The 20,616-nt window shown below is 65.8% G+C and carries 17 protein-coding genes; 6 read left to right on the forward strand and 11 right to left on the reverse strand.

The features are described 5' to 3' along the window. Positions 1-481: 481 nt before the first annotated feature. The 5 genes from lnt to R4P57_RS15835 form a co-directional block, all read right to left on the reverse strand. Positions 482-2,005 (reverse strand): apolipoprotein N-acyltransferase, encoded by a 1,524-nt coding sequence (lnt, locus tag R4P57_RS15815; RefSeq protein ID WP_317803948.1) that lies wholly within the window; start codon positions 2,003-2,005, stop codon positions 482-484. Between the two features lie 58 nt (positions 2,006-2,063). Beyond that, positions 2,064-3,659 (reverse strand): amidohydrolase, encoded by a 1,596-nt coding sequence (locus R4P57_RS15820; RefSeq protein ID WP_317803772.1) that lies wholly within the window; start codon positions 3,657-3,659, stop codon positions 2,064-2,066. 17 nt (positions 3,660-3,676) lie between these two features. Then, a complete protein-coding gene (locus tag R4P57_RS15825) occupies positions 3,677-4,213 on the reverse strand; it encodes an FxsA family protein (protein ID WP_317803773.1) in 537 nt (178 codons plus the stop codon). Positions 4,214-4,294: 81 nt separating this feature from the next. Then, positions 4,295-4,951, reverse strand: coding sequence for a response regulator transcription factor (locus R4P57_RS15830; protein WP_317803774.1), 657 nt, complete (start codon positions 4,949-4,951; stop codon positions 4,295-4,297). Positions 4,952-4,967: 16 nt separating this feature from the next. After that, complete coding sequence (locus R4P57_RS15835) at positions 4,968-6,131, reverse strand: sensor histidine kinase (RefSeq protein ID WP_317803775.1); 1,164 nt, start codon at positions 6,129-6,131, stop codon at positions 4,968-4,970. 17 nt (positions 6,132-6,148) lie between these two features. On the opposite strand from R4P57_RS15835, the gene R4P57_RS15840 reads away from it, so the two are divergent. Genes R4P57_RS15840 through R4P57_RS15850 form a run of 3 tightly spaced genes read left to right on the forward strand, consistent with a single transcriptional unit; the run spans position 6,149 to position 9,818 of the window. Then, entirely contained in the window at positions 6,149-6,916 is a 768-nt protein-coding gene (locus R4P57_RS15840; RefSeq protein WP_317803776.1) for a TSUP family transporter, read from the forward strand. Further along, positions 6,898-8,454, forward strand: coding sequence for a TldD/PmbA family protein (locus tag R4P57_RS15845; RefSeq protein WP_317803777.1), 1,557 nt, complete (start codon positions 6,898-6,900; stop codon positions 8,452-8,454). Before R4P57_RS15840 ends, R4P57_RS15845 begins: the two co-directional genes overlap by 19 nt. After that, entirely contained in the window at positions 8,451-9,818 is a 1,368-nt protein-coding gene (locus R4P57_RS15850; RefSeq protein WP_317803778.1) for a metallopeptidase TldD-related protein, read from the forward strand. Before R4P57_RS15845 ends, R4P57_RS15850 begins: the two co-directional genes overlap by 4 nt. 16 nt (positions 9,819-9,834) lie before the next feature. Here R4P57_RS15850 and R4P57_RS15855 read toward each other — a convergent pair whose 3' ends face one another. The 3 genes from R4P57_RS15855 to cobN form a co-directional block, all read right to left on the reverse strand. After that, complete coding sequence (locus R4P57_RS15855; protein WP_317803779.1) at positions 9,835-10,260, reverse strand: VOC family protein; 426 nt, start codon at positions 10,258-10,260, stop codon at positions 9,835-9,837. A gap of 85 nt (positions 10,261-10,345) precedes the next feature. Beyond that, a complete protein-coding gene (locus R4P57_RS15860; protein WP_317803780.1) occupies positions 10,346-10,726 on the reverse strand; it encodes a PPOX class F420-dependent oxidoreductase in 381 nt (126 codons plus the stop codon). A gap of 18 nt (positions 10,727-10,744) precedes the next feature. Beyond that, complete coding sequence (gene cobN / locus R4P57_RS15865) at positions 10,745-14,350, reverse strand: cobaltochelatase subunit CobN (protein ID WP_317803781.1); 3,606 nt, start codon at positions 14,348-14,350, stop codon at positions 10,745-10,747. A 232-nt stretch (positions 14,351-14,582) separates the two neighbouring features. On the opposite strand from cobN, the gene cobG reads away from it, so the two are divergent. From cobG to R4P57_RS15880, 3 genes are all read left to right on the forward strand, one after another. Next, on the forward strand, positions 14,583-15,713 hold the full coding sequence (cobG, locus tag R4P57_RS15870; RefSeq protein ID WP_317803782.1) for a precorrin-3B synthase: 1,131 nt from the start codon (positions 14,583-14,585) through the stop codon (positions 15,711-15,713). Positions 15,714-15,780: 67 nt separating this feature from the next. After that, a complete protein-coding gene (locus R4P57_RS15875) occupies positions 15,781-16,407 on the forward strand; it encodes a precorrin-8X methylmutase (RefSeq protein ID WP_317803783.1) in 627 nt (208 codons plus the stop codon). After that, positions 16,404-17,897 (forward strand): precorrin-2 C(20)-methyltransferase, encoded by a 1,494-nt coding sequence (locus R4P57_RS15880; RefSeq protein WP_317803784.1) that lies wholly within the window; start codon positions 16,404-16,406, stop codon positions 17,895-17,897. Before R4P57_RS15875 ends, R4P57_RS15880 begins: the two co-directional genes overlap by 4 nt. Here the strand turns inward: R4P57_RS15880 and R4P57_RS15885 are convergent. Genes R4P57_RS15885 through R4P57_RS15895 form a run of 3 tightly spaced genes read right to left on the reverse strand, consistent with a single transcriptional unit; the run spans position 17,880 to position 20,604 of the window. Beyond that, positions 17,880-18,644, reverse strand: a complete 765-nt coding sequence (locus tag R4P57_RS15885; protein WP_411742373.1) for a cobalt-precorrin-6A reductase — start codon at positions 18,642-18,644, stop codon at positions 17,880-17,882. The genes R4P57_RS15880 and R4P57_RS15885 overlap by 18 nt on opposite strands. After that, positions 18,623-19,873, reverse strand: a complete 1,251-nt coding sequence (gene cbiE, locus R4P57_RS15890) for a precorrin-6y C5,15-methyltransferase (decarboxylating) subunit CbiE (RefSeq protein ID WP_317803786.1) — start codon at positions 19,871-19,873, stop codon at positions 18,623-18,625. The genes R4P57_RS15885 and cbiE overlap by 22 nt, the downstream gene beginning before the upstream one ends. Next, positions 19,846-20,604, reverse strand: a complete 759-nt coding sequence (locus R4P57_RS15895) for an SDR family NAD(P)-dependent oxidoreductase (protein WP_317803787.1) — start codon at positions 20,602-20,604, stop codon at positions 19,846-19,848. The genes cbiE and R4P57_RS15895 overlap by 28 nt, the downstream gene beginning before the upstream one ends. Between the last annotated feature and the right edge of the window lie 12 nt (positions 20,605-20,616).

The raw sequence follows: 20,616 nt of genomic DNA on the forward strand, positions 1-20,616 counted from the left end.
GGTTCGTCGCGCGTAGTCGACCGGATTGAAACGGGGACGATCCCTGTTTTACCGTATGGACCGAACTGTGAGTTCGTACGACGAGCATGTGTTGATGCCCGAATCTACCGTCGTCTGCGACACACACTTCCCCTCCCCGGCCAGATGTGCGACCCGGACACAATGTCGGCGTCGATACTTCGATCCCAAACCCACGTGTAGCCGATGTTCTGCTCGGCCATCCACTGAAGCCACACCCGAAAACCAGCCTCCAACACGTCCAGCGGCTTACAAAGATACAACATTGGCTCTGGCCTTTTGTGCAGTAGTCATAAAAAGCATCGACCGCCGCTTCCAGCCTGTTACAGGAGTGACTGTGTGCACCACTCGAACGTGCGCTATTAGATCGAACGAATGACTCCAGATTGTCGAAAAACGTCACGTCCGGCGATTTACCGACTCGAAGATTCAAAAGATGCACCAATACCGACTTGGTGATTGTTTATGGGCTGAGGCATCGCCTCCCAGCCAGCAGCGTCGCGCCGATTCCGACGACGGCGGCCAGACATAGGAACAGTTCCGATCCGAAGCCGATCCGCGTCGCGACGGTAAGCGTTCGACGCAGCTCGACACTCGACACCAGCACGTCGGCGGTGAACAGCGGCGTCTCTTGCAGCACGTCGCCGTCCGGCGACACGATCGCGCTGACGCCACTCGTCGCCGCAACCACGACAGTTCTCCCGTGCTCGACGGCTCGTACTCTGGACATCGCGAGTTGTTGGTAGGTCATCTCGGTGTCGCCGAAGGTCGCGTTGTTGGTGGGTATGGCGATGAACTCTGCGCCCGATCGGACCGATTCCTCGAGGGCACGATCGAATGCGACTTCGTAGCACGTCGCTATTCCGGCCGCTATTCCCCCAGCGCGTACCACTCCATTTCCGCTGCCGGGGACGAAATAACCCGCTCGGTCGGCATATTCCGAAAACAATCGGAAAAAACTTCTGAATGGTAAGTATTCGCCGAACGGTTGAATTATCTTCTTGTCGTGCCGCTCACCGGGCCCATCGGTACCGTTCCACGCAATCACCGAATTCGTGTTCGTGCCATCGGCATTGACCAGTACGGTGCCGACGAGAATCGGAGCCCCGACAGCCACCGACGCCTGTGTGATGAGGGTCGCAGCGTCGGCATTTCTCAACGGATCGATATCGGACGCATTCTCGGGCCACACGACGAGATCCGGGGCAGGTTGCCTGCCGGCCTCGACGTCAGCGGCCAACGTCATCGTCTCCCGGACGTGATTGTCCAGCACCGCTCGCCGCTGTGCGTTGAAATCGAGACCCAGACGCGGAACGCTTCCCTGGACGGCCGCGATCGTCACCGTCCGTTCGTCGCTCTCCGGTGCGTCGTTGCTGTGCAGCGTCGGTAGCAGCGCCAGCGCCACGATGGACGCGACCGTCGTGGCGGCGATCGGTCCGAGGTACGAACGCGCTCCGTCTCGCCGACAGACCGCGAGCAGCAGCGCCGCCGTCCCGGTTCCGGTCAGCGCCACGCCGAAACTGAGCAACGGTGCACCCCCGATGCTCGCCAAGGGAAGCAGCCAGCCCTCGGGTTGTCCGAACGCCAACCTGCCCCACGGAAAGCCACCGAAGGGAACAGTGGATCTGAGCCATTCGGTCAGACTCCAGGCCAATGCCATCGACAACGGCCACCAGGCACTCCGCGCTGCCAACACCCCGAGCACTCCGAACAGGCCGACGAAGACGGACTCGGCGGCGGCGAGCGCCAGCCAGGGCATCGGTCCTACGTACACACCGATCCATGGAAGGAGCGGAACGAAGAACCCCAGTCCGGCGGCACAGCCGTAGCCGAATCCCGCCTTCAGCGATACCGACCTGCGGCCGCCGAAGCCGGTCAGAACGAGGGCCAGCAGCGCGATACCCAGCGGTGCCAGGAACCACAGGGTTCGCGGAGGAAAGCTCGCGAATATCAGTGCACCGCCGGCAACGGAGAGCGCAGTCGACATCGAGGCCCGGCCTATCCGCTCCGCTGACGAGGCCACCGTCCCGACACCCGAAGTGGACTCAGTTCTCATGGATGACCTGCCCGCGATGAACGGTCATCGAGCACTGTGGGCTGGTGGACGACGGGTCGAGACCGGGCAACGGAGACACCCCAGCGCGTGGGTCCGTCGACCACCGTTGCACGCTGTCCTTGGGAGCTCGGACGACGAGTTCGTCGACCTCCCACACCGCGAAGGACGCGGGCGCTCCCGGCACCAACGTCCCTGCCAAGCCGTCTCGGACTCCGCCCGCGCGCCATGCTCCGCGGGTACCGGCCGAGAAAGCGGCCCGAGGCGAGATGGCACTGCCCGGCGTGTGGTGGTTGACCGCCGCTCTGACCGTCGCCCACGGATCGAGTCGGGTGACCGGCGCATCCGAACCGAATGCGAGCGACACCCCAGCCGATGCCAAGCGCGCGAACGGATGGAGCGCCGACGCACGATCTGCGCCGAGCCGTGCCGAGTACAACCCTCCCGAACCGCCCCATAGTGCGTCGAACATCGGTTGCATGCTCGCTATCACGCCCCACGAGGCCAATTTGTCGGCCTGCTCGGGTGCGACCATTGCCAGATGTTCGAGCCGATGCCCGCACGCGGCGACGGCCGGAGTTCCGAGCTCGGCCACCACCCGCTCGAATGCGGTGACGGCAGCCGAGATCGCCGCGTCTCCGATCACGTGGAAACCCGCCTGTACTCCGGCCGTCGTGCACGCCGAGATGTGAGCGGCGATCGCATCGACGTCCTCGTACGGGACGCCCGATCCGGAGCCGTCGGCATACGGCGAGGACAACCACGCGGTCCGCGACCCCAACGAGCCGTCGACGAAGATGTCACCGGCCAGCCCGTGGGCACCGGTGTCGTCGAGTAGCTGCTGCGCCTGCTCGGCCGTCTCGACCAGCTCGCCCCAATATCCGCGAACCTCCACCCCGTGGTCGGTGGCCATCAGTTCACGGAAGTCGTCGATACCCGACACGATCGGACCAGCACATTCGTGAACGGCAACGATTCCGTGCGCCGCAGCACTGTCGAGAGCAGCCGTTCGAGCCCGATCCCGGGTGCCGGCCGTGATCATCGACCGTGCCGTCAGCCGCGCGAGGTGATGGGCGGCAGCAGTGAGCGTGGCCTGCCCCGAGAAGCCGGTGGTGGATTCGATTCCGATCGCGGCGACGCGCAACGGCGTCGAGACGGCGGCCGAATGCGAATCGATGCGAGTGAGGTACACCGGGCGTCCGGGCGCTGCGGCATCGAGGTCGGCTGTCGACGGTGCGCGATGTTCGGGCCACCCGGTTTCGTCCCAGCCGTGTCCCCACACCAGTGCGTCCGAGGACGACGATGCATGCTCGGCGAGCACCCGCATACAGTCTTCGAGCGAGGAGCAGCCCGACAGATCGAGTCCGATCAACGTGAGCCCCAGGTCGGTGACGTGCACGTGCGTATCCACGAACGCCGGTGCCACGAAGGACCCGGCCAGGTCGGTGATGCGGACCCCTGGGTGGAGCGCTCGCCCGGTGCGATCCTCACCGATCCAACTGACGATTCCATCGGTCACGGCCATGGCGGTGGCGTCGGACGCCATCGGACTGTAGATCCGTCCGCCGCAGAACAATTCGGTGGTCACGAACGACCAGTCTGCCCCTACCGGTGTGGCTTCCGGAAATCCCCGGCGGTGGGGTCGAAGCGGTCGGCCTCGATCACCTGTCCTTCGAGGATCAGCGCAGAACCGGATGCATTCGGTGCGCGCGTGCTGTCGTCGACCTGATCGTCGAGGATCTCACCGTCGATGACGGTGGGGCGCATGCGCCTGGTTGCGGTCGCAACCTGCGGCAACCAGCGTGCGGCGGCCCACATCACCGCTGGGCGCAGCAGCCACCTGGTCGGCGGGATCAACAACAGCAGTCCGATCACCGTGGTGACCAGACCCGGCACGAACATTGCGACCGACCCTGCGGCGAAGAGAGCTCCATCGGCCACGGCTCCACCGGCCGATCGCTCGCCTCGCGATGCCCTCTGCAGACCGTCCAACACGCGTCTGCCCTGCGATCGCACCAGCAGTGACCCGATCAGCGATCCGCCGATCAGCAGTACGACTGTCCAGAGAACACCGAGCGCGCTTCCCACGGCGACCAGCGCTGCGACCTCGACCACGACATAGAGTACGAACAGAGCGAGCATGACGGTCCTTTCTTCGCTTCACCGGTACAACGCGCGGGGCATCGAAATCGCTCCCGGGGTGACCGGTTTGCCGGGAAGTTCTCAGGAACCCGGCCGGACGAGGCCGGTTTCGTACGCCAGCACGACGGCCTGGACGCGATCGCGGACACCCAACTTCGTCAGAATTCGGCCGATGTGAGTCTTGATCGTCGCCTCGGAAAGATGCAGGGCTACCGCTATCTCGGCATTGGACAAGCCGGTCGCCAAATGCACCAGCACCTCGCGCTCACGGCCGGTGAGAGCGTCGAGAACGGAGGCATCGGTGGTCGACGGAGTCTGTGCGACGAACCTCGAGAGCAAACGCTTGGTGACCTTGGGTGAGACGACGGCATCGCCCGCGGCCACGCTGCGAATCGCGGAGACCAGGTCCTCCGGTGGTGTGTCCTTGAGCAGGAATCCACTGGCCCCCGCCCTGAGCGCACCGAGGACATGTTCGTCGAGATCGAAGGTCGTCATCACCAGAACCTTGGCGTCCGAACCTGATTCGGTGATGGTTCGGGTGGCGGCCACGCCGTCGATGCCGGGCATGCGGACGTCCATCAGCACCACTGCAGGTGCCAATCTGGCCACGGCCTCGACGGCACCCGCCCCGTCGGAGGCCTCCCCCACCACCTCGATGTCGTCCTGCGCCTCGAGCACCATGTTCAAGCCCATGCGCATGAGTTCCTGGTCGTCCACGACGACAACGGTGATCGGCACCGACTCAACCTAGCCCTCACTCGATCGGCAGTGTTGCCCGCACGAGCCAATTGCCGTGTGGCGTCCGACCCGCGTGCAGGGTGCCTCGTAGCACCGCTACTCGCTCGCGCATTCCGAGCAGTCCGTGTCCACCGCCGTCCGCGGACGTCGGTGCGCCGGAGCCGGTGCCGTTGTCCGAAATCTCGACGGTGACCGCCTCTTCTTCGCGAACCACTTTGACTACGGCGCGCGGTGCATGGCCTGCGTGCCGTAGGACATTGGTCAGCGATTCCTGGACCAACCGGTGCACTCCGAGGCTGATCGCCGGGCTGATGTCGTCCAGGTTCCCGGTCTGTTCGAGCTCGACGTTCAATCCGGCGCGACCCATCATCTCGACGACCCGGGCCAGGCCTGCGGTCCCGTACTGGGGCATGTCGTCCGAGTCGGGCGACGTCCGCAGCAACGCGACCGTTCGACGCAACTCCGCGAGCGCCGACCGGCCCGTAGCGGAGATGTTGGCAACGGCCTGCTCCGCGCGATCGGGGTTGCGCCTGATCGCATACGAGGCACCGTCGGCCTGGACCACCATCACACTGACACTGTGGGCAATGACGTCGTGCAGTTCGCGTGCGATCCGCGTGCGCTCGGTGATAACTGCCTCTTCGGCGCGTCGGTCCCTGTCGTACTCGGCCACGACGAGTCGGGCCTGCGTCGCTTCGTCGTATGCCCTGCGGGCACCGAGAAATTCCGCCGCAACCCACGACAGCGCATACATCAGCGCGCTGAACAACAGTGTCGTGAAGACCGGTTGGGCGAACAGGTACAGGTTCGCGGCGGTGTACGCGGCGAGCGCGGCGGCATAGATTCCGCCCTGAACTCGACCGACGTACGCAACGAGGGTGTAGAGCATGATCGGCAGGGCCAGAGCGGCCGGATGACCGTTGTACGCATCGCCCGCCAGGCTGCCCGCTATGTCCGAGCCGAGCGTGGTGACGAGAGTGAGCGCTGCGATCGAGCGAGGCAGACGGCGTCGCCACGCGACGGGAATCGTCAGCACGACCGAGAAGACCAGGAACAACGGTCCGTTGAGACCGTCGACCGAGCTGACGAACACCAGAATGTCGACGACGAACAGCCCGACCGCCAGCAGCGCATCGGCCACGAACGGCTGCCCACGGAGCCACAGACTGAATCGACGCATGTGATTGAGTTTGCCGTATGACTGCTGCCGACTGGGGATTGCTGATGGTCGCTGCCACGGCCGCCGGTTGGGTCGACGCCGTGGTGGGCGGAGGCGGCCTCATCCTGTTGCCCGCGATCCTCCTCGTGGCACCTCAGCTCACGCAGCAGGCAGCGCTGGCGACGAACAAGGCGACTGCCGTATTCGGTACCGTCGCCGCCGTCGTCACCTTCGCTCGGAAGGTCTCGCTCGACTGGGCGGTGCTGATTCCGGCCGGCGTCCTCGCCGCCGTGACTTCGGCGGCAGGCGCTGCTGCAGTGTCGTTGATCGATCGCGAGCTGTTCATCCCGATCATCATGGTCGTTCTCGTCGGTGTGGCCGTACTGGTCACCTGCCGTCCGACCATCGGTCGAACCTCGGCACCGTCGCCGCCCACCCATCGTAAAGTTCTGATCGTCATCGGTTGCGCAGCCGCCGGAATCGGCTTCTACGACGGCATTCTCGGGCCCGGCACCGGAACGTTCCTGATCATCGTCTTCGCCACGATGCTCGGAACCGAGTTCGTGCGCAGCGCCGCGATGGCCAAGGTGATCAACGTCGGGTCCAACGTCGGTGCCCTCGCCTTCTTCGCCGTCACCGGCAGCGTCTATTGGCAACTCGGAGCGGTCATGGCGGTGTGCAACGTGTTCGGTGCCGTCCTCGGGTCGCGGACAGCGGTCGCCCGCGGTGCCGGATTCGTGAGAATCGTCCTGCTCGTCGTGGTCGTGGGGATGGTCGTTCGACTCGGATGGCAACAATTCGGCTAGCGTCAGTAGGCGTGACGAGACAATCCGATCGCTCGGTCGACGCCGACTTCCTGGCTCTGCCCCTGCAGGCTCTCGCGGACGCCGCGCTGAGCACGGCACGGTCGGCCGGGGCAACGCACGCCGATGTTCGTGTGCAGCGCTTGACGACTCAGTCGATCTCGCTGCGCGACGGCTCCGTTCAATCCGCTATCGACGCCGGGGAGATCGGTCTCGCAGTGCGGGTCGTGGTCGACGGCACCTGGGGATTCGCATCGCACGCCGAACTCGGCGTCGACGCAGCCGCAGCCACGGCCCGGAGTGCAGTCGAGGTGGCCACAGTGCTGCGCGCACTCAATCGCGAACGCGTCGAACTCGCTTCCGAGCCGGTGTACTCGAATGCAACCTGGGTGTCGGAGTACGACATCGATCCGTTCGAGGTACCCACCGCCGAGAAGGTGGCACTGCTGGCGGAGTACTCGTCCCGGCTGGCCGCGTCGGACGGCGTCGACCACGTCACCGCCTCGGTTCTGCAGGTCAAGGAGCAGTCGTTCTACGCGGATCTGGCCGGTAGCAAAATCACTCAGCAGCGCGTGCGACTACATCCACAGTTCGAGGCGACCACGGTGGATCGATCCGCCGGTGCGTTCGAGACCATGCGCACCCTCGCGCCACCCGTCGGACGAGGCTGGGAGTACCTGGGTGAGCACGGCACGTGGGACTGGACCGACGAGCTGGCCCGGATCCCCGAATGGTTGGCCGAGAAAGTGAAGGCACCGTCCGTCGTGGCAGGACCGACAGATCTCGTCATCGATCCGACCAACCTGTGGCTCACCATTCACGAGTCGATCGGGCACGCAACGGAATACGATCGGGCCATCGGCTACGAGGCCGCCTACGCCGGCACCTCGTTCGCGACCCCGGACCAGCTGGGTACGTTGCGCTACGGATCGCCCATCATGCACGTCACGGCCGACCGAACCGAGATCAACGGTCTGGCCAGTATCGGCTGGGACGACGACGGAGTGGCGTCGCAGAGATGGGACCTGGTCCGCGGCGGGACACTCGTCGGTTACCAACTCGATCGAGTGTTCGCGCCGAAACTCGGTCTCGAGCGGTCCAACGGGTGTTCCTATGCCGATTCTCCGCATCACGTTCCGATCCAGCGGATGGCGAACGTGTCGCTACAGGCCGACCCCGACACCGATCGATCCACAGCCGACATCATCGGTGAGGTGGAGGACGGCATCTACGTCGTCGGCGACAAGTCCTGGTCGATCGACATGCAACGCTACAACTTCCAGTTCACCGGTCAACGCTTCTACCGAATCCGCAACGGCGTGCTCGACGGCCAGGTGCGTGATGTGGCGTACCAGGCGACCACCACCGAATTCTGGGGCTCGATGGAACTGCTCGGCGGACCGTCCACGTGGCGACTCGGCGGCGCCTTCAACTGCGGCAAGGCCCAACCCGGGCAGGTTGCCGCCGTCAGCCACGGCTGCCCTGTCGCGTTGTTCCGCGGCGTCAACGTCCTCAACACCCGATCGGAGGCAGGTCGATGATCGCGCCGCAGCTCGTGATCGAACGTGCACTCGCCTGCGCGAGTGTCGACGACACCATCGTGATCGTCACCGATTCCAGCGACGCAACTCTGCGGTGGGCCGGAAACTCCATGACCACCAACGGAATTGCCACCTCCCGGCGCTGGGAAGTGATCTCGATCGTGCGAGATTCGAACTCCGCGCGGGTGGGGACCGTCTCGTCGACCAGCGTCGATCCGGACGACATCGAGGCCGTGGTACGCGCGAGCGAAGCGGCTGCGCGATCTGCGGGGCCCGCCGACGACGCGATGCCCTTGCTGCCTCCAGAGTCAGCCCCGGACCCGCACGACTGGGACCGCCGAGCACAGCACACGTCGATCGACGTGTTCGGCTCGCTGGCCACGGAATTGAACGTCGGTTTCGATGGCGAGGACACGCTGTACGGATTCGCGCAGCACACCGTCGACAACGTCTGGCTCGGAACCTCGACCGGTGTGCGTCGTACGTTCACGCAGCCCACCGGATCGGTCGAGATCAACGGCAAGCGATCCGGTGCGAGCGCCTGGGTAGGCACCGGAACCACCGACTTCCAGGACGTCTCTGCCCGAACCATGTTGGCCGAGCTGTCCACCCGACTCGGCTGGGCCCGAAACACCGTCGAACTGCCCGCCGGTCGATACCAGACTCTGCTGCCCCCGTCGGCGGTGGCCGACCTGATGATCTACCTGATGTGGACCATGGAAGGCCGCGGAGCGCAGGAGGGCCGCACCGCACTCTCGCGGGCAGGCGGAACGCGAGTCGGTGAGAAACTCACCGACCTGCCACTCACGCTGTACTCCGATCCGCGCGCATCCGGACTCGAGTACGCGCCGTTCGTGCTAGCCGGGTCGTCGAGTGATTCGGTATCGGTGTTCGACAACGGAATGGACATCGAGCGCGTCGACTGGGTGCGCGACGGTTCGGTGGCGGCCCTGTCCTACCCGCGCGCAACAGCGCAGAAATTCGGGGCAACCGTCGCGGTCCCGGGAAACAATCTCGTCATGACCGGCGGCACCGATATCCGGCTGGACGAGATGGTCGCCGCAACCGAGCGTGGCCTGCTGCTGACCACGCTCTGGTACATCCGAGAGGTCGATCCGACCTCACTGCTGCTCACCGGGCTGACCAGAGACGGCGTCTATGCCATCGAGAACGGTCGAATCACCGGCGCGGTGAACAACTTTCGGTTCAACGAGAGCCCACTCGACCTGGTGCGACGCGTCACCGAGGCGGGCGCAACGGAAGCGACACTGCCGCGCGAGTGGAAGGACTGGTTCACTCGCACGGCGATGCCCCCGCTACGCATCCCCGACTTCCACATGTCCTCGGTGAGCGCCGCTCAGTAGGGCTCGGTAGCTCGGCCTACTTGTCCGGGCCGGAGAGCTCGAGCGCGATGTTGTCGGGGTCGCGGAACTCCAGGATGGACAGTCCGGGCCCTGCGTCCTTGATGCCCTCGTGCGCGATCCCCAAATCGTCGAGCGTCTTCACTGCGTCCTCGAGTGCGGCGCGCGTGTCGACGGTGAAGCTGACGTGATCGAGCCCGCAACGGTCCTCGGCGAACGTGTCGTCGCTCGGCGCGACCGGGCGCAGACCGAGCAGACCGCCGCCGAATTTGTAGATGACGCCGCCGAAGAGGAACCACAGGGCCCTCTTGGTCTCTTCGTCCGCGTCGGGATCCCAGGCGTACGCGACGTCGAAGCCGAACACCGAGTCGTAGAACGACCGGGATCGGTCGATGTCGCTGACGGTGAGGCGAACATGGTTGTAATCGGTCACTGCGATAGGCACGTGGTGCTCCATTCCGACAGCAGGGGAAGCTGCCTCACGAAGCATTCGGAACTGCGCATACGAGCGATGGTGCCAATTTCTGCTCTCAGGCGGCGGTGATCGCCAGCCCGACAGAGCCGCTCCTGCCCCGGCGCAGCACGCTTCCCTTGACCGTGAGCCAACCGAGAATGCCGTACTTCGACGCGATCGCTGCCCGGGCCTTTTCCGTCTCGGCCGCGTCGAGTATCTCGGCCCGTGCCTCGACCGCGTCGCCCCGGGGGTTACCGCGCATGTCGCACGGCGCCAGGGTGACTGCGGGGTTGCGGCGTATTCGTTTGACCTTCCACGAATCGGCCACCGTCCAGACCAGCAGCCGATCCCCGTCGAGGGCACCCCACAGCGGGGTGGGGACCCCGGTTCCGTCCTTCTTGAACGTCGTCAGCAGTACGTACTTGCCCTTGGCAATGTCTTCGAAGGTGGCAGCCATACCGCTCAGAGTACGTCGCTACTCCCCTTCGAGCTCGCCCTCGGTTTCCAGATACACCTGGCGCAAGCCGTCGAGAACCTGCTTGTCCGGCTCGGCCCACATCTTTCGCTCGGCCGCTTCGAGCAGCCGCTCCGCGATCCCGTGCAGGGCCCACGGGTTGGACTGCTGCATGAACTTCTTGTTCTGCTCGTCGAGCACGTACGTCTCGGCCAGTTTCTCGTACATCCAGTCCTGCACCACGTCGGTCGTCGCGTCGTAACCGAACAGGTAATCCACGGTCGCCGCCATCTCGAACGCACCCTTGTAGCCGTGCCTGCGCATGGCCTCGAGCCACCGCGGATTCACCACCCGGGCGCGGAACACCCTGGCGGTCTCTTCCGAGAGCGTGCGCGTGCGAACCGATTCCGGGCGCGTGCTGTCGCCGATGTACGCCTCGGGCGACTTTCCGGTCAACGCACGCACGGTCGCAACCATGCCGCCGTGGTACTGGAAGTAGTCGTCGGAATCGGCGATGTCGTGCTCACGGGTGTCGGTGTTCTTGGCGGCGACGGCAATGCGCTTGTAGGCGGTGCGCATGTCGTCGGAGGCGGGAACGCCGTCGAGACCGCGGCCGTACGCGAAGCCGCCCCACGTGGTGTAGACCTGAGCGAGGTCATCGTCGCTGCGCCAGGTCTTGCTGTCGATCAGTTGCAGCAGACCGGCGCCGTAGCTTCCTGGCTTGGACCCGAAGATCCTGGTGGTGGCCCGTCGTTCGTCGCCATGTTCTGCGATATCCGCCTGGGCGTGGGCGCGCACGTAGTTCTGTTCGGCAGACTCGTCGAGTGCCGCCACCATGCGTACCGCGTCGTCGAGCAATGCGAGTACGTGTGGGAATGCGTCCCGGAAGAATCCACTGATGCGGACGGTGACGTCGATTCTCGGGCGATCGAGTTCCGCGAGATCGATCACGGCCAATCTGGTGACGCGGCGTGATGCCTCGTCCCACACGGGCGAGACACCCAACAGCGCAAAGACTTCGGCGATGTCGTCGCCGGAGGTCCGCATTGCGGAGGTGCCCCACACCGACAGTCCGACGGACTTCGGATACTCGCCGTGATCCTGCTTGTAGCGTTCCAGCAACGAATCGGCCATGGCCTGCCCGGTCTCCCAGGCGAGCTTCGACGGCACAGCCTTGGGATCGACGGAGTAGAAGTTGCGACCCGTGGGCAACACGTTGATGAGCCCGCGGAGTGGGGAACCACTCGGTCCGGCTGCGATGAATCCACCGTCGAGGGCATGAAGAATCTGTGCGATTTCGCGAGACGTACCGCGCAACCGAGGTACCACTTCGACAGCGGCGAACTTCAGGATCGCGGCCACTGTCTCGCCGTGCTCACCGGCCACCTCGTCGGCCTTTTCCGGATCCCACTGCGTTGCCTGCATCGCCGCGACCAGTCCGTGGGCCACTGCTTCCACGGCGTCGACTCGCGTCCGCTCCTCGTCTCCGTCCTCGCTCAGACCGAGAGCTTCACGAAGCCCGGGCACTGTCTGCTCGCCGCCCCACATCTGGCGTGCACGCAGCATTGCCAAAACGAGTTCGACTTCCGAATCACCGACCGGCTCCTGACCGAGGATGTGCAGGCCGTCCCTGATCTGAACATCCTTGATCTCGCACAGCCACCCGTCGACGTTGAGCAGCATGTCGTCGAACACTTCTTCGTCGGGGCGCTCCTCGAGTCCGAGGTCCTTGTGCATCTGTGCCGCCGTCATCAAGGTCCAGATCTGCTGCCTGATGGCGGGCAGCTTGGCCGGATCGAGCGCGGAGATGTTGGCGTGCTCGTCGAGCAACTGCTCGAGCCGGGAGATGTCCCCGTAGCTCTCCGCTCGCGCCATCGGCGGGATCAGGTGATCGACGAGCGTGGCGTGCGCGCGGCGCTTGGCCTGCGTGCCCTCCCCCGGATCGTTGACGAGGAACGGATAGATCAGTGGCAGATCGCCGAGAGCCGCATCAGTTCCGCAGGAGGCGGACATACCGAGCGTCTTGCCCGGCAGCCATTCGAGGTTGCCGTGCTTACCCAGGTGCACCATGGCGTCCGCACCGAAGCCGCCGTCGGCCTTCGTGGCCGAGATCCACCGGTAGGCCGCCAGATAGTGATGGCTCGGCGGTAGGTCCGGGTCGTGGTAGATCGCAACCGGCTTCTCACCGAACCCGCGCGGCGGTTGCACCATGATGACCACGTTGCCGAATTGCATGGCGGCAATGACGATCTCACCGTCTCGGTCGGCCGAGCGATCGACGTAGAGATCGCCCGGTGCCGGGCCCCAATGCTCCACGACACGGTCTCGCAGATCAGCGGGAAGCTGCTCGAACCACCGGCCGTACTGCGCGGCCGAGATGCGAAGGGGATTGCCCTCGAGCTGGGCGTCGGTGAGCCAGTTGGGATCCTGGCCGCCGCGGGCGATCAGTGCATGGATGAGCGCGTCACCGTCGCGGGCAGCCAGACCCGGCACCGAATCCGGGCCGTCGAGCGGTCCGAGGTCGTAGCCGGCGGTGCGCATGTCCGACATCAACGCGATCGCGCTGGCCGGGGTGTCGAGGCCGACGGCGTTACCGATCCGCGCATGCTTGGTGGGGTAGGCGGAGAACATCAGCGCAATACGGCGGTCGGCAGCCGGAATGTGCCGCAGCCGCGCGTGCCGTACGGCGATGCCTGCCACCCGAGCGGCACGCTCGTGGTCCGGGACGTACGTGGTCAAGCCGTCGTCGTCGACCTCCTTGAACGAGAACGGGACCGTGATGAGGCGGCCGTCGAATTCCGGCACGGCGACCTGCGTGGCCACGTCCAACGGAGACAAGCCGTCGTCGTTTTCGGCCCACGTCGCACGCGAACTCGTCAAACACAGACCCTGCAGGATCGGCACGTCGAGCGCAGCGAGCTCGGCGACGTTCCAGGACTCGTCGTCGCCGCCCGCCGACGCTCCGGCCGGTTTGGTGCCTCCTGCGGCCAGGACGGTCACGATCAGTGCGTCCGCTGACTTCAGGGTCTCGAGCAGGTCGGCTTCGGCCGTACGCAGTGACGCACAGTAGATCGGAAGGGCGGTGGCTCCGGCGTTCTCGACAGCCGTCGCGAGAGCGTCGATGTAGTGGGTGTTTCCGGCCAGATGCTGGGCGCGGTAGTACAGAATCGCCACCGTCGGACCGTCGGAGTGCTGGGCGGAGGTCCGCTCGAGGTGGCCCCACGTCGGCAGGTGCCGCGGCGCGTCGAAACCGTGTCCGGTCAGCAGCACGGTGTCGGAGAGGAAGTTGTACAGCTGACGAAGGTTGTCCGATCCGCCCTCGGCCAGATAGTTGTGCGCCTGCGCCGCGACGTTCGCAGGTACCGTCGAGATCTCCATCAGATCTGCGTCCGGAGCCTGCTCACCCCCGAGAACGACGACGGGGAGACCGGTGGCGAGGACAGCATCGATGCCCGACTCCCACGAGCGCCGCGATCCCAGGATGCGGACGATGATCAGCTCGGCGGATTCGGCCATCGCCGGAATATCGGCGGCGAGCAGGCGGGAGGGGTTACCCCAGGTGAAGTCGGCTCCACTGGCACGGGCACTGAGCAGATCGGTGTCCGATGTGGACAGGAGCAAGAACACGGGTAACGCCCTCCTCGGGGGTTTCGCGCCCCTGAAAATCGGTGAAACTTCTTGTCGGTTCCTCGGCGAGAGGGTCTGACTCCTGCCCCGTCCCGAAGGACCGAAGGGCCATCACAGTGGCGCGACCGTACCGGATTCTCGCCGGTTTCCTCTCGGCCGGAGCCGTGGACATCGAATGCTACCGGGGCGAGCGTGGAATCGGGCGACCCGTTGCGCTTGTAGCCTGGTGACCATGAGTTCGCCAGAGAGGTCGGTGCCCGACGGCTGCCCCGGAGCGCTGACGACCCATCTGGCCGCGGACGGGCCGCTGGCACGAATCCGGCTGCCGGGCGGCGTCGTGTTGCCAGGGCAGATGCAGGTACTGGCGCAGGCCGCTGCGGAGCTGGGTGACGGCACGTTGGAACTGACCTCGCGGGGCAATATCCAGGTGCGCGCGGTATCGGACCCGGACGGCTTCGCGAGCAGGTTGGCCGACGCAGGGTTGCTGCCGTCCTCGACTCACGAGCGAGTGCGCAACATCCTCGCCTCGCCCCTCTCGGGCCGGGTGGGCGGCCTCACCGATGTGCGCGCGCTGGTCGGTGCGCTGGACGAGGGCCTGTGCGCGCGACCCGATCTGGCAGACCTGCCGGGTAGGACACTGTTCGCGCTCGACGACGGCCGAGGCGACCTGTGCGGCCTCGAACCGGATTTCGGTGCCTACGCCCAGTCCGACGGGTCCTACGCGGTGCTGTTGGCGGGCCGGGACAGCGGCGTTCGCGTGGACAGCGCCAGTGTCGTGTCGACGCTGCTGAACTGCGCGGGTGCCTTCGTGGAACTGCGGCAGTCCCAGTGGCGGGTGGCCGAACTGGACGATGGACCGGCACAGATCCTCGACCGACTCGGGCTTTCTGCCGGCCCCGTCCTGCCGATGCCCGCACCCGTGGAGGTGCCACCGATCGGCTGGCTCGACCAGGACGACGGCCTGGTGGCGCTGGCGGCGGGATTGGCCAACGGAGTTCTCGGGTCGCGGCTCGCCGAGTTCCTCGCGGCCATCGACCGCCCGCTGATCATGACCCCGTGGCGATCGCTGATCGTGTGTGATCTGGACGAGGAACCGGCCGAACAGGTCGTCCGCGTGCTGGCCCCGATGGGACTGATCTTCGACGCGGCATCACCGTGGATTCGGGTGAGCGCCTGCACCGGATCGCCGGGGTGTGAGAAGTCGTTGGCCGACGTACGAGCCGACCTCTCCGCTGCAGTCGATGCCCGGATGACTCCGCGCGACGAGCGGCAACACTGGTCCGGGTGCGAACGGCGTTGCGGACGACCCAAGGGCGAGGTGACCGACGTCATCGCAACGGGAATCGGCTACCGCGTGTCCTGAGTGGGTGCCTCGGCCGGAGTGCGACCGCCTTTCTGCTGAGGGGTCCCTCTCCCCTATCGTGAAACGCATGCACGACTACGTCCGCGACGGCGCGGAGATCTACCGACAATCGTTCGCGACCATCCGAGCGGAAGCAGATCTGTCTCGGTTCGCACCGGACGTTGCACAGGTCGTCGTGCGCATGATTCACGCGGTCGGAGAGATCGATCTGACCGAGACCATCGGCTACACCCCCGCAGTCGTGACCTCCGCTCGCGCGGCACTGAACTCGGGCGCGCCGATTCTGTGCGACGCCAACATGGTCGCCGCCGGCATCACTCGTCGCCGTCTTCCGGCCGACAACGAGGTGCTGTGCACCCTGTCCGATCCTCGGGTACCGGATTTGGCTCGGAGTATGGGCACCACGAGAACCGCTGCCGCGCTGGAGTTGTGGGGCGACCAGCTCGGCGGCGCCGTCGTCGCGATCGGAAACGCGCCGACCGCACTGTTCCACCTGATGGAAATGCTTGCGGCCGGGGCCCCGAAGCCCGCAGCCATCGTCGGCGGTCCGGTCGGATTCATCGGCGCAGCGGAGTCGAAGGAAGATCTGATCGCAGCCGACCTCGGCGTGGAGTATCTGGTCGTCAGAGGCAGGCGTGGTGGCAGCCCCATCACCGTCGCCGCCGTCAATGCCATTGCGAGTGAACAGGAATGAGTACCACCGGAAAACTGTGGGGAGTCGGTGTCGGGCCCGGCGATCCGGAGTTGTTGACCGTCAAGGCCGCTCGCGTGATCGCCGAGGCCGATGTGGTCGCTTTCCACAGTGCACGGCACGGCCGCAGCATCTCCCGCGGACTGGCGGCCGGGTACATGCGGGACGGGCAGCTCGAGGAACATCTGGTGTATCCGGTGACCACCGAGACCACGGAGCACCCCGGCGGATATCAGGGTGCGATCGACGAGTTCTACGAATCCGCTGCCGCACGGTTGGCCACCCACCTGGACGCGGGACGCTCCGTAGTCCTTCTCGCCGAGGGTGATCCGCTGTTCTACAGCTCCTACATGCACATGCACAAACGGTTGGCCGACCGCTTCGAGGTCGAGATCGTGCCCGGCGTGACGTCGGTCAGTGCCGCCTCGGCTGCGCTGGCAACCCCGCTCGTGGAGCGAGACGAAGTGTTCACCGTGCTTCCCGGCACACTGCCCGCAGACGAACTCACGCGCCGACTCCGCGGCACCGACGCGGCGGTCATCATGAAACTGGGCCGGACCTACCCGACGGTGCTCGAGGCCCTGGAGCGTTCCGGCCGGCTCGACGAGGCGCGCTACGTCGAACGCGCCAGCACGCCCCAGCAGCGAATACTCGACGCCGCGGACGCCGACAACGTGCCGTACTTCTCGATGATCGTCGTGCCGAGCCCGTCCAACCGAGCCGAAACGCCCACCGACACCGGAGAAGTGGTCGTCGTGGGTCTCGGTCCTGGCGACGACGCATGGACGACCGACGAGGTGCGCGCCGAACTGGCCGCCGCCACCGATCTGGTCGGCTACGTCACCTACATCGATCGGGTACCGCCGAGGCCCGGGCAGATTCGGCACGCGAGTGACAACAAGGTCGAATCCGAACGAGCCGCCTTTGCGCTCGATCTCGCCAAGCAGGGACGACGGGTAGCCGTGGTCTCCTCGGGCGATCCGGGGGTCTTCGCGATGGCGACCGCGGTCATCGAGGTTGCAGCCGAACAACAGTGGAGTTCTGTACCGGTACGAGTGATACCGGGAATGACGGCAGCCAACGCTGTTGCCAGTCGAGTCGGTGCACCCCTCGGACACGACTATGCCGTGATATCGCTCTCCGACCGACTCAAGCCCTGGGACGTCGTCGCAGCGCGGCTCTCGGCTGTCGCCGGAGCCGATATGGCGATCGCGATCTACAACCCGGCCTCCAAATCGCGAACCTGGCAGGTTGCGGCCATGAAAGAGATTCTGCTCGAGCATCGTTCACCGCAGACCCCCGTGGTCATCGGACGCGCAGTGGGCAGCCTGCAGGAATCCGTTCGTACCGTCATGCTCGGCGAACTCGACCCGGAGTCGATCGACATGCGGTGCCTGCTCATCATCGGATCATCGATGACGACGGTGGTCGACACGGGAAGCGGGCCGAAGGTGTTCACGTCCCGCCGGTACCCGTCAGAAGGCAGCGCGTAGCCGATTCGTCAACCAGGCCACGGCGGCTGCGGCGTCGAACACCGTCGGTGCCGAGCCGGTTCGCGCAGGACGGTCGACCATCAGCACCGGAATCGATGCCGCTCGGGCGGCATCGAGCTTGGCTCGCGTCATGTCGCCGCCGCTGTTCTTGGTGACCAACAGGTCGATTCGGTTGTCTGCGAGCATCATCGACTCGTGGTCGACGTCGAAGGGTCCACGGCTCAGTTGCAGCGTCATGTGCGGCGGCACCGGCCCGGTCGGAGGATCGATCGCTCTGACCAGAAACCACGAGTGATCGACACTCGCGAAATGGTGAACACCTTGCCTGCCTGTCGTGAGGAACACCCTGCTGCCGAGGGTGATCGCCGACGCCGCGTCGGGCAGCGAGGCAACCGAGGTCCATCGATCACCCTCGCCTGCGGTCCACGGTGGCCGCGTCAGCACCAGCAGCGCAATCGACGCTGCCCGAGTGGCCTGCTCGGCGTGTGCTCCGATGGTGGAGGCAAACGGATGCGTCGCGTCCACCACCACGTCGATTGCGTTGTCTCGCAACCATACTGCGAGGGCGTCCGGTCCCCCGAAGCCGCCGATTCGTGTCTGTCCGACGGGCAGAATCGGCTGCGCGACTCGTCCGGCCAGCGAGGTGATCGTCTCGATCCCCTGCACCGTGTCCAGAGTCGCCGCGAGTGCCCGCGACTCCGTCGTACCACCGAGAATCAGGACTTTCACCGTTTGGTCGCACTCCATTGCGTGACCGGCAGCTGTGGTCGCCACGTCGTGAACGCGCCCAGCGGTTCACCGCGATAGATCTGGAACCTGCGGAGCTCACCACCGTAGGTCGCCGCAGCGGTCAGCAACAACGAATCCGATTCGGCGGTCACCGAATTCGCTACCACCCGTCCGCCGGTGCGCACCGCGTCCCAGCACGCCTCGAGCATATCGGCACCGGTCAACCCACCACCGATGAACACCGCGTCCGGTGCAGCGTCCGAGACCGCCGCGAAACTCTCCGGGGCGCCGCCGTGCACCACGAGTCCCGGAACTCCCAGGTGCAGTGCATTGCTCTCGATCTGCTCACGGCGCGCCTGCGAACTTTCGAACGTCACTGCGCGACAGGATCGGTCGGTCCGCATCCATTCGATGGCAATGGTTCCCGATCCGCCCCCGATGTCCCACAGCAGCTCGCCGGGTGCCGGTGCCAACGCGCTGAGAGTCAGTGCTCGAACCTCCCGCTTGGTCATCTGACCGTCTCCGGTATACACAGAGTCGACCAGGCCGGGAATGCGGGTGTGGCGGGACGCACCGGGATCTCGGACACACAGCAACGCAACGACATTGAGCGGGTCGACGCCCTCGAACGTCGACTCGCGGGCTGTTCCGCCGGCGACCCGCTCGGCCGGTCCGCCGAGCTGCTCGAGGACCGTCATGTCGCTCGCTCCGAAACCGTTGGCGGACAACACCACCGCGATCTCTCCCGGGGTGCTGCTGCCCCGGCTCAACACGAGTATCCGACGACCGTCGGCCAACTCGGGCAACACGGTCTCGGCCGGGCTGTTCACCAGCGATACCGTCGTGGTGTGGTGGAGCGCCCAACCCAACCGCGCGCAGGCCAACGACACCGAGGACGGGGCCGGGTGGACCCACAAGCGCTCGGCACCGAACTCCCGAGCCAGCGTCACCCCGATGCCATGGAACATCGGATCCCCGCTGGCCAGCACGCACACGCGAGAACCTGCGCAGGCGTCGATCATCGGCCGCAGATTCGGCACCAACGGACTGGGCCACGTCCTGGTCTCGGTGCAGTGCTCCCGCACCCCCGCGACCTGGCGGGCGGAGCCGAACACCACATCTGCTTGCTCGACGGCCGTGCGGGAAACGGTAGACAGTCCGTCCCAGCCGTCCGCTCCGATTCCCACGACCACGATCGGAGTGGGCACCGGTGCCACCATCAGCGCGGCATCCTGCGCCAGAGCCATTGCGGCAGTAGACGCATGGCGAAGAACACCGGTCGCAGCGTGCCGGGGATCCACACGTTGGCCCGACGCTTGCGCAGCGCCGCGACGACGCCGTCGGCGACCTGATCCGGCGTACTCGACATGGGCGCGGGTGTCATCCCCTCTGTCATGGAACCGATGACGAATCCGGGACGAACGAGCAGGAGATGCACCCCGCTGCCGTGCAGTGAATCGCTCAGTCCGCTGGCGAACCCGTCGAGACCGGCCTTCGCGGATCCGTACACGTAGTTGGCGCGTCGCACTCGAACACCCGCGACCGACGAGAACACGACCAGGTCGCCGCTTCCCTGTGCTCGGAGCAGCTTCGATGCGTGCGTCAGCACCGAAACCTGAGCCAGGAAGTCGGTGGTGATGACGTCGAGAGCGTGCTGAGCGTCGTCCTCGGCGCGCGCTTGATCCCCGAGGATCCCGAACGCCAGCACCACGATCCCGATCGGACCGTATCGCTCGGCAACCCGGCTCAGAAGCTCGGCGTGAGTGTCCATCGCGTTCGCGTCGAACTCGACGGTGTGGACGGCGTCCGCGCCCGCCTGCTGCACTTGTCGTTGCTGGGCGTCGAGGTCGGTGCTGCGCCGAGCTGCCAGTACGACGGTTCGCCCCGCGGCGAGTCGGGTAGCGACCTCGAGTCCGATCTCGCTGCGCCCGCCCAACAGCAACAGCGTTCCGGCCGCGGGTTCTGCTCGTCTGCTCACGCCGACCAGTCT

This window comes from Rhodococcus sp. IEGM 1330 (genome assembly GCF_033142445.1).
In the GTDB taxonomy this organism is placed as follows: Bacteria; Actinomycetota; Actinomycetes; order Mycobacteriales; family Mycobacteriaceae; genus Rhodococcoides.

What these genes read in the sequence shown, in the direction of transcription:
- R4P57_RS15825 (WP_317803773.1), bottom strand. Translation starts at nt 4,213, where the DNA reads ATGCTCGCTCTGTTCGTACTCTATGTCGTGGTCGAGGTCGCAGCGCTG.
- lnt (WP_317803948.1), bottom strand. Translation starts at nt 2,005, where the DNA reads ATGTCGACTGCGCTCTCCGTTGCCGGCGGTGCACTGATATTCGCGAGC.
- R4P57_RS15845 (WP_317803777.1), top strand. Translation starts at nt 6,898, where the DNA reads ATGGCAACAATTCGGCTAGCGTCAGTAGGCGTGACGAGACAATCCGAT.
- R4P57_RS15850 (WP_317803778.1), top strand. Translation starts at nt 8,451, where the DNA reads ATGATCGCGCCGCAGCTCGTGATCGAACGTGCACTCGCCTGCGCGAGT.
- R4P57_RS15880 (WP_317803784.1), top strand. Translation starts at nt 16,404, where the DNA reads ATGAGTACCACCGGAAAACTGTGGGGAGTCGGTGTCGGGCCCGGCGAT.
- cobG (WP_317803782.1), top strand. Translation starts at nt 14,583, where the DNA reads ATGAGTTCGCCAGAGAGGTCGGTGCCCGACGGCTGCCCCGGAGCGCTG.
- R4P57_RS15885 (WP_411742373.1), bottom strand. Translation starts at nt 18,644, where the DNA reads ATGGAGTGCGACCAAACGGTGAAAGTCCTGATTCTCGGTGGTACGACG.
- cbiE (WP_317803786.1), bottom strand. Translation starts at nt 19,873, where the DNA reads ATGGCTCTGGCGCAGGATGCCGCGCTGATGGTGGCACCGGTGCCCACT.
- R4P57_RS15875 (WP_317803783.1), top strand. Translation starts at nt 15,781, where the DNA reads ATGCACGACTACGTCCGCGACGGCGCGGAGATCTACCGACAATCGTTC.
- R4P57_RS15840 (WP_317803776.1), top strand. Translation starts at nt 6,149, where the DNA reads ATGACTGCTGCCGACTGGGGATTGCTGATGGTCGCTGCCACGGCCGCC.
- R4P57_RS15835 (WP_317803775.1), bottom strand. Translation starts at nt 6,131, where the DNA reads ATGCGTCGATTCAGTCTGTGGCTCCGTGGGCAGCCGTTCGTGGCCGAT.
- R4P57_RS15860 (WP_317803780.1), bottom strand. Translation starts at nt 10,726, where the DNA reads ATGGCTGCCACCTTCGAAGACATTGCCAAGGGCAAGTACGTACTGCTG.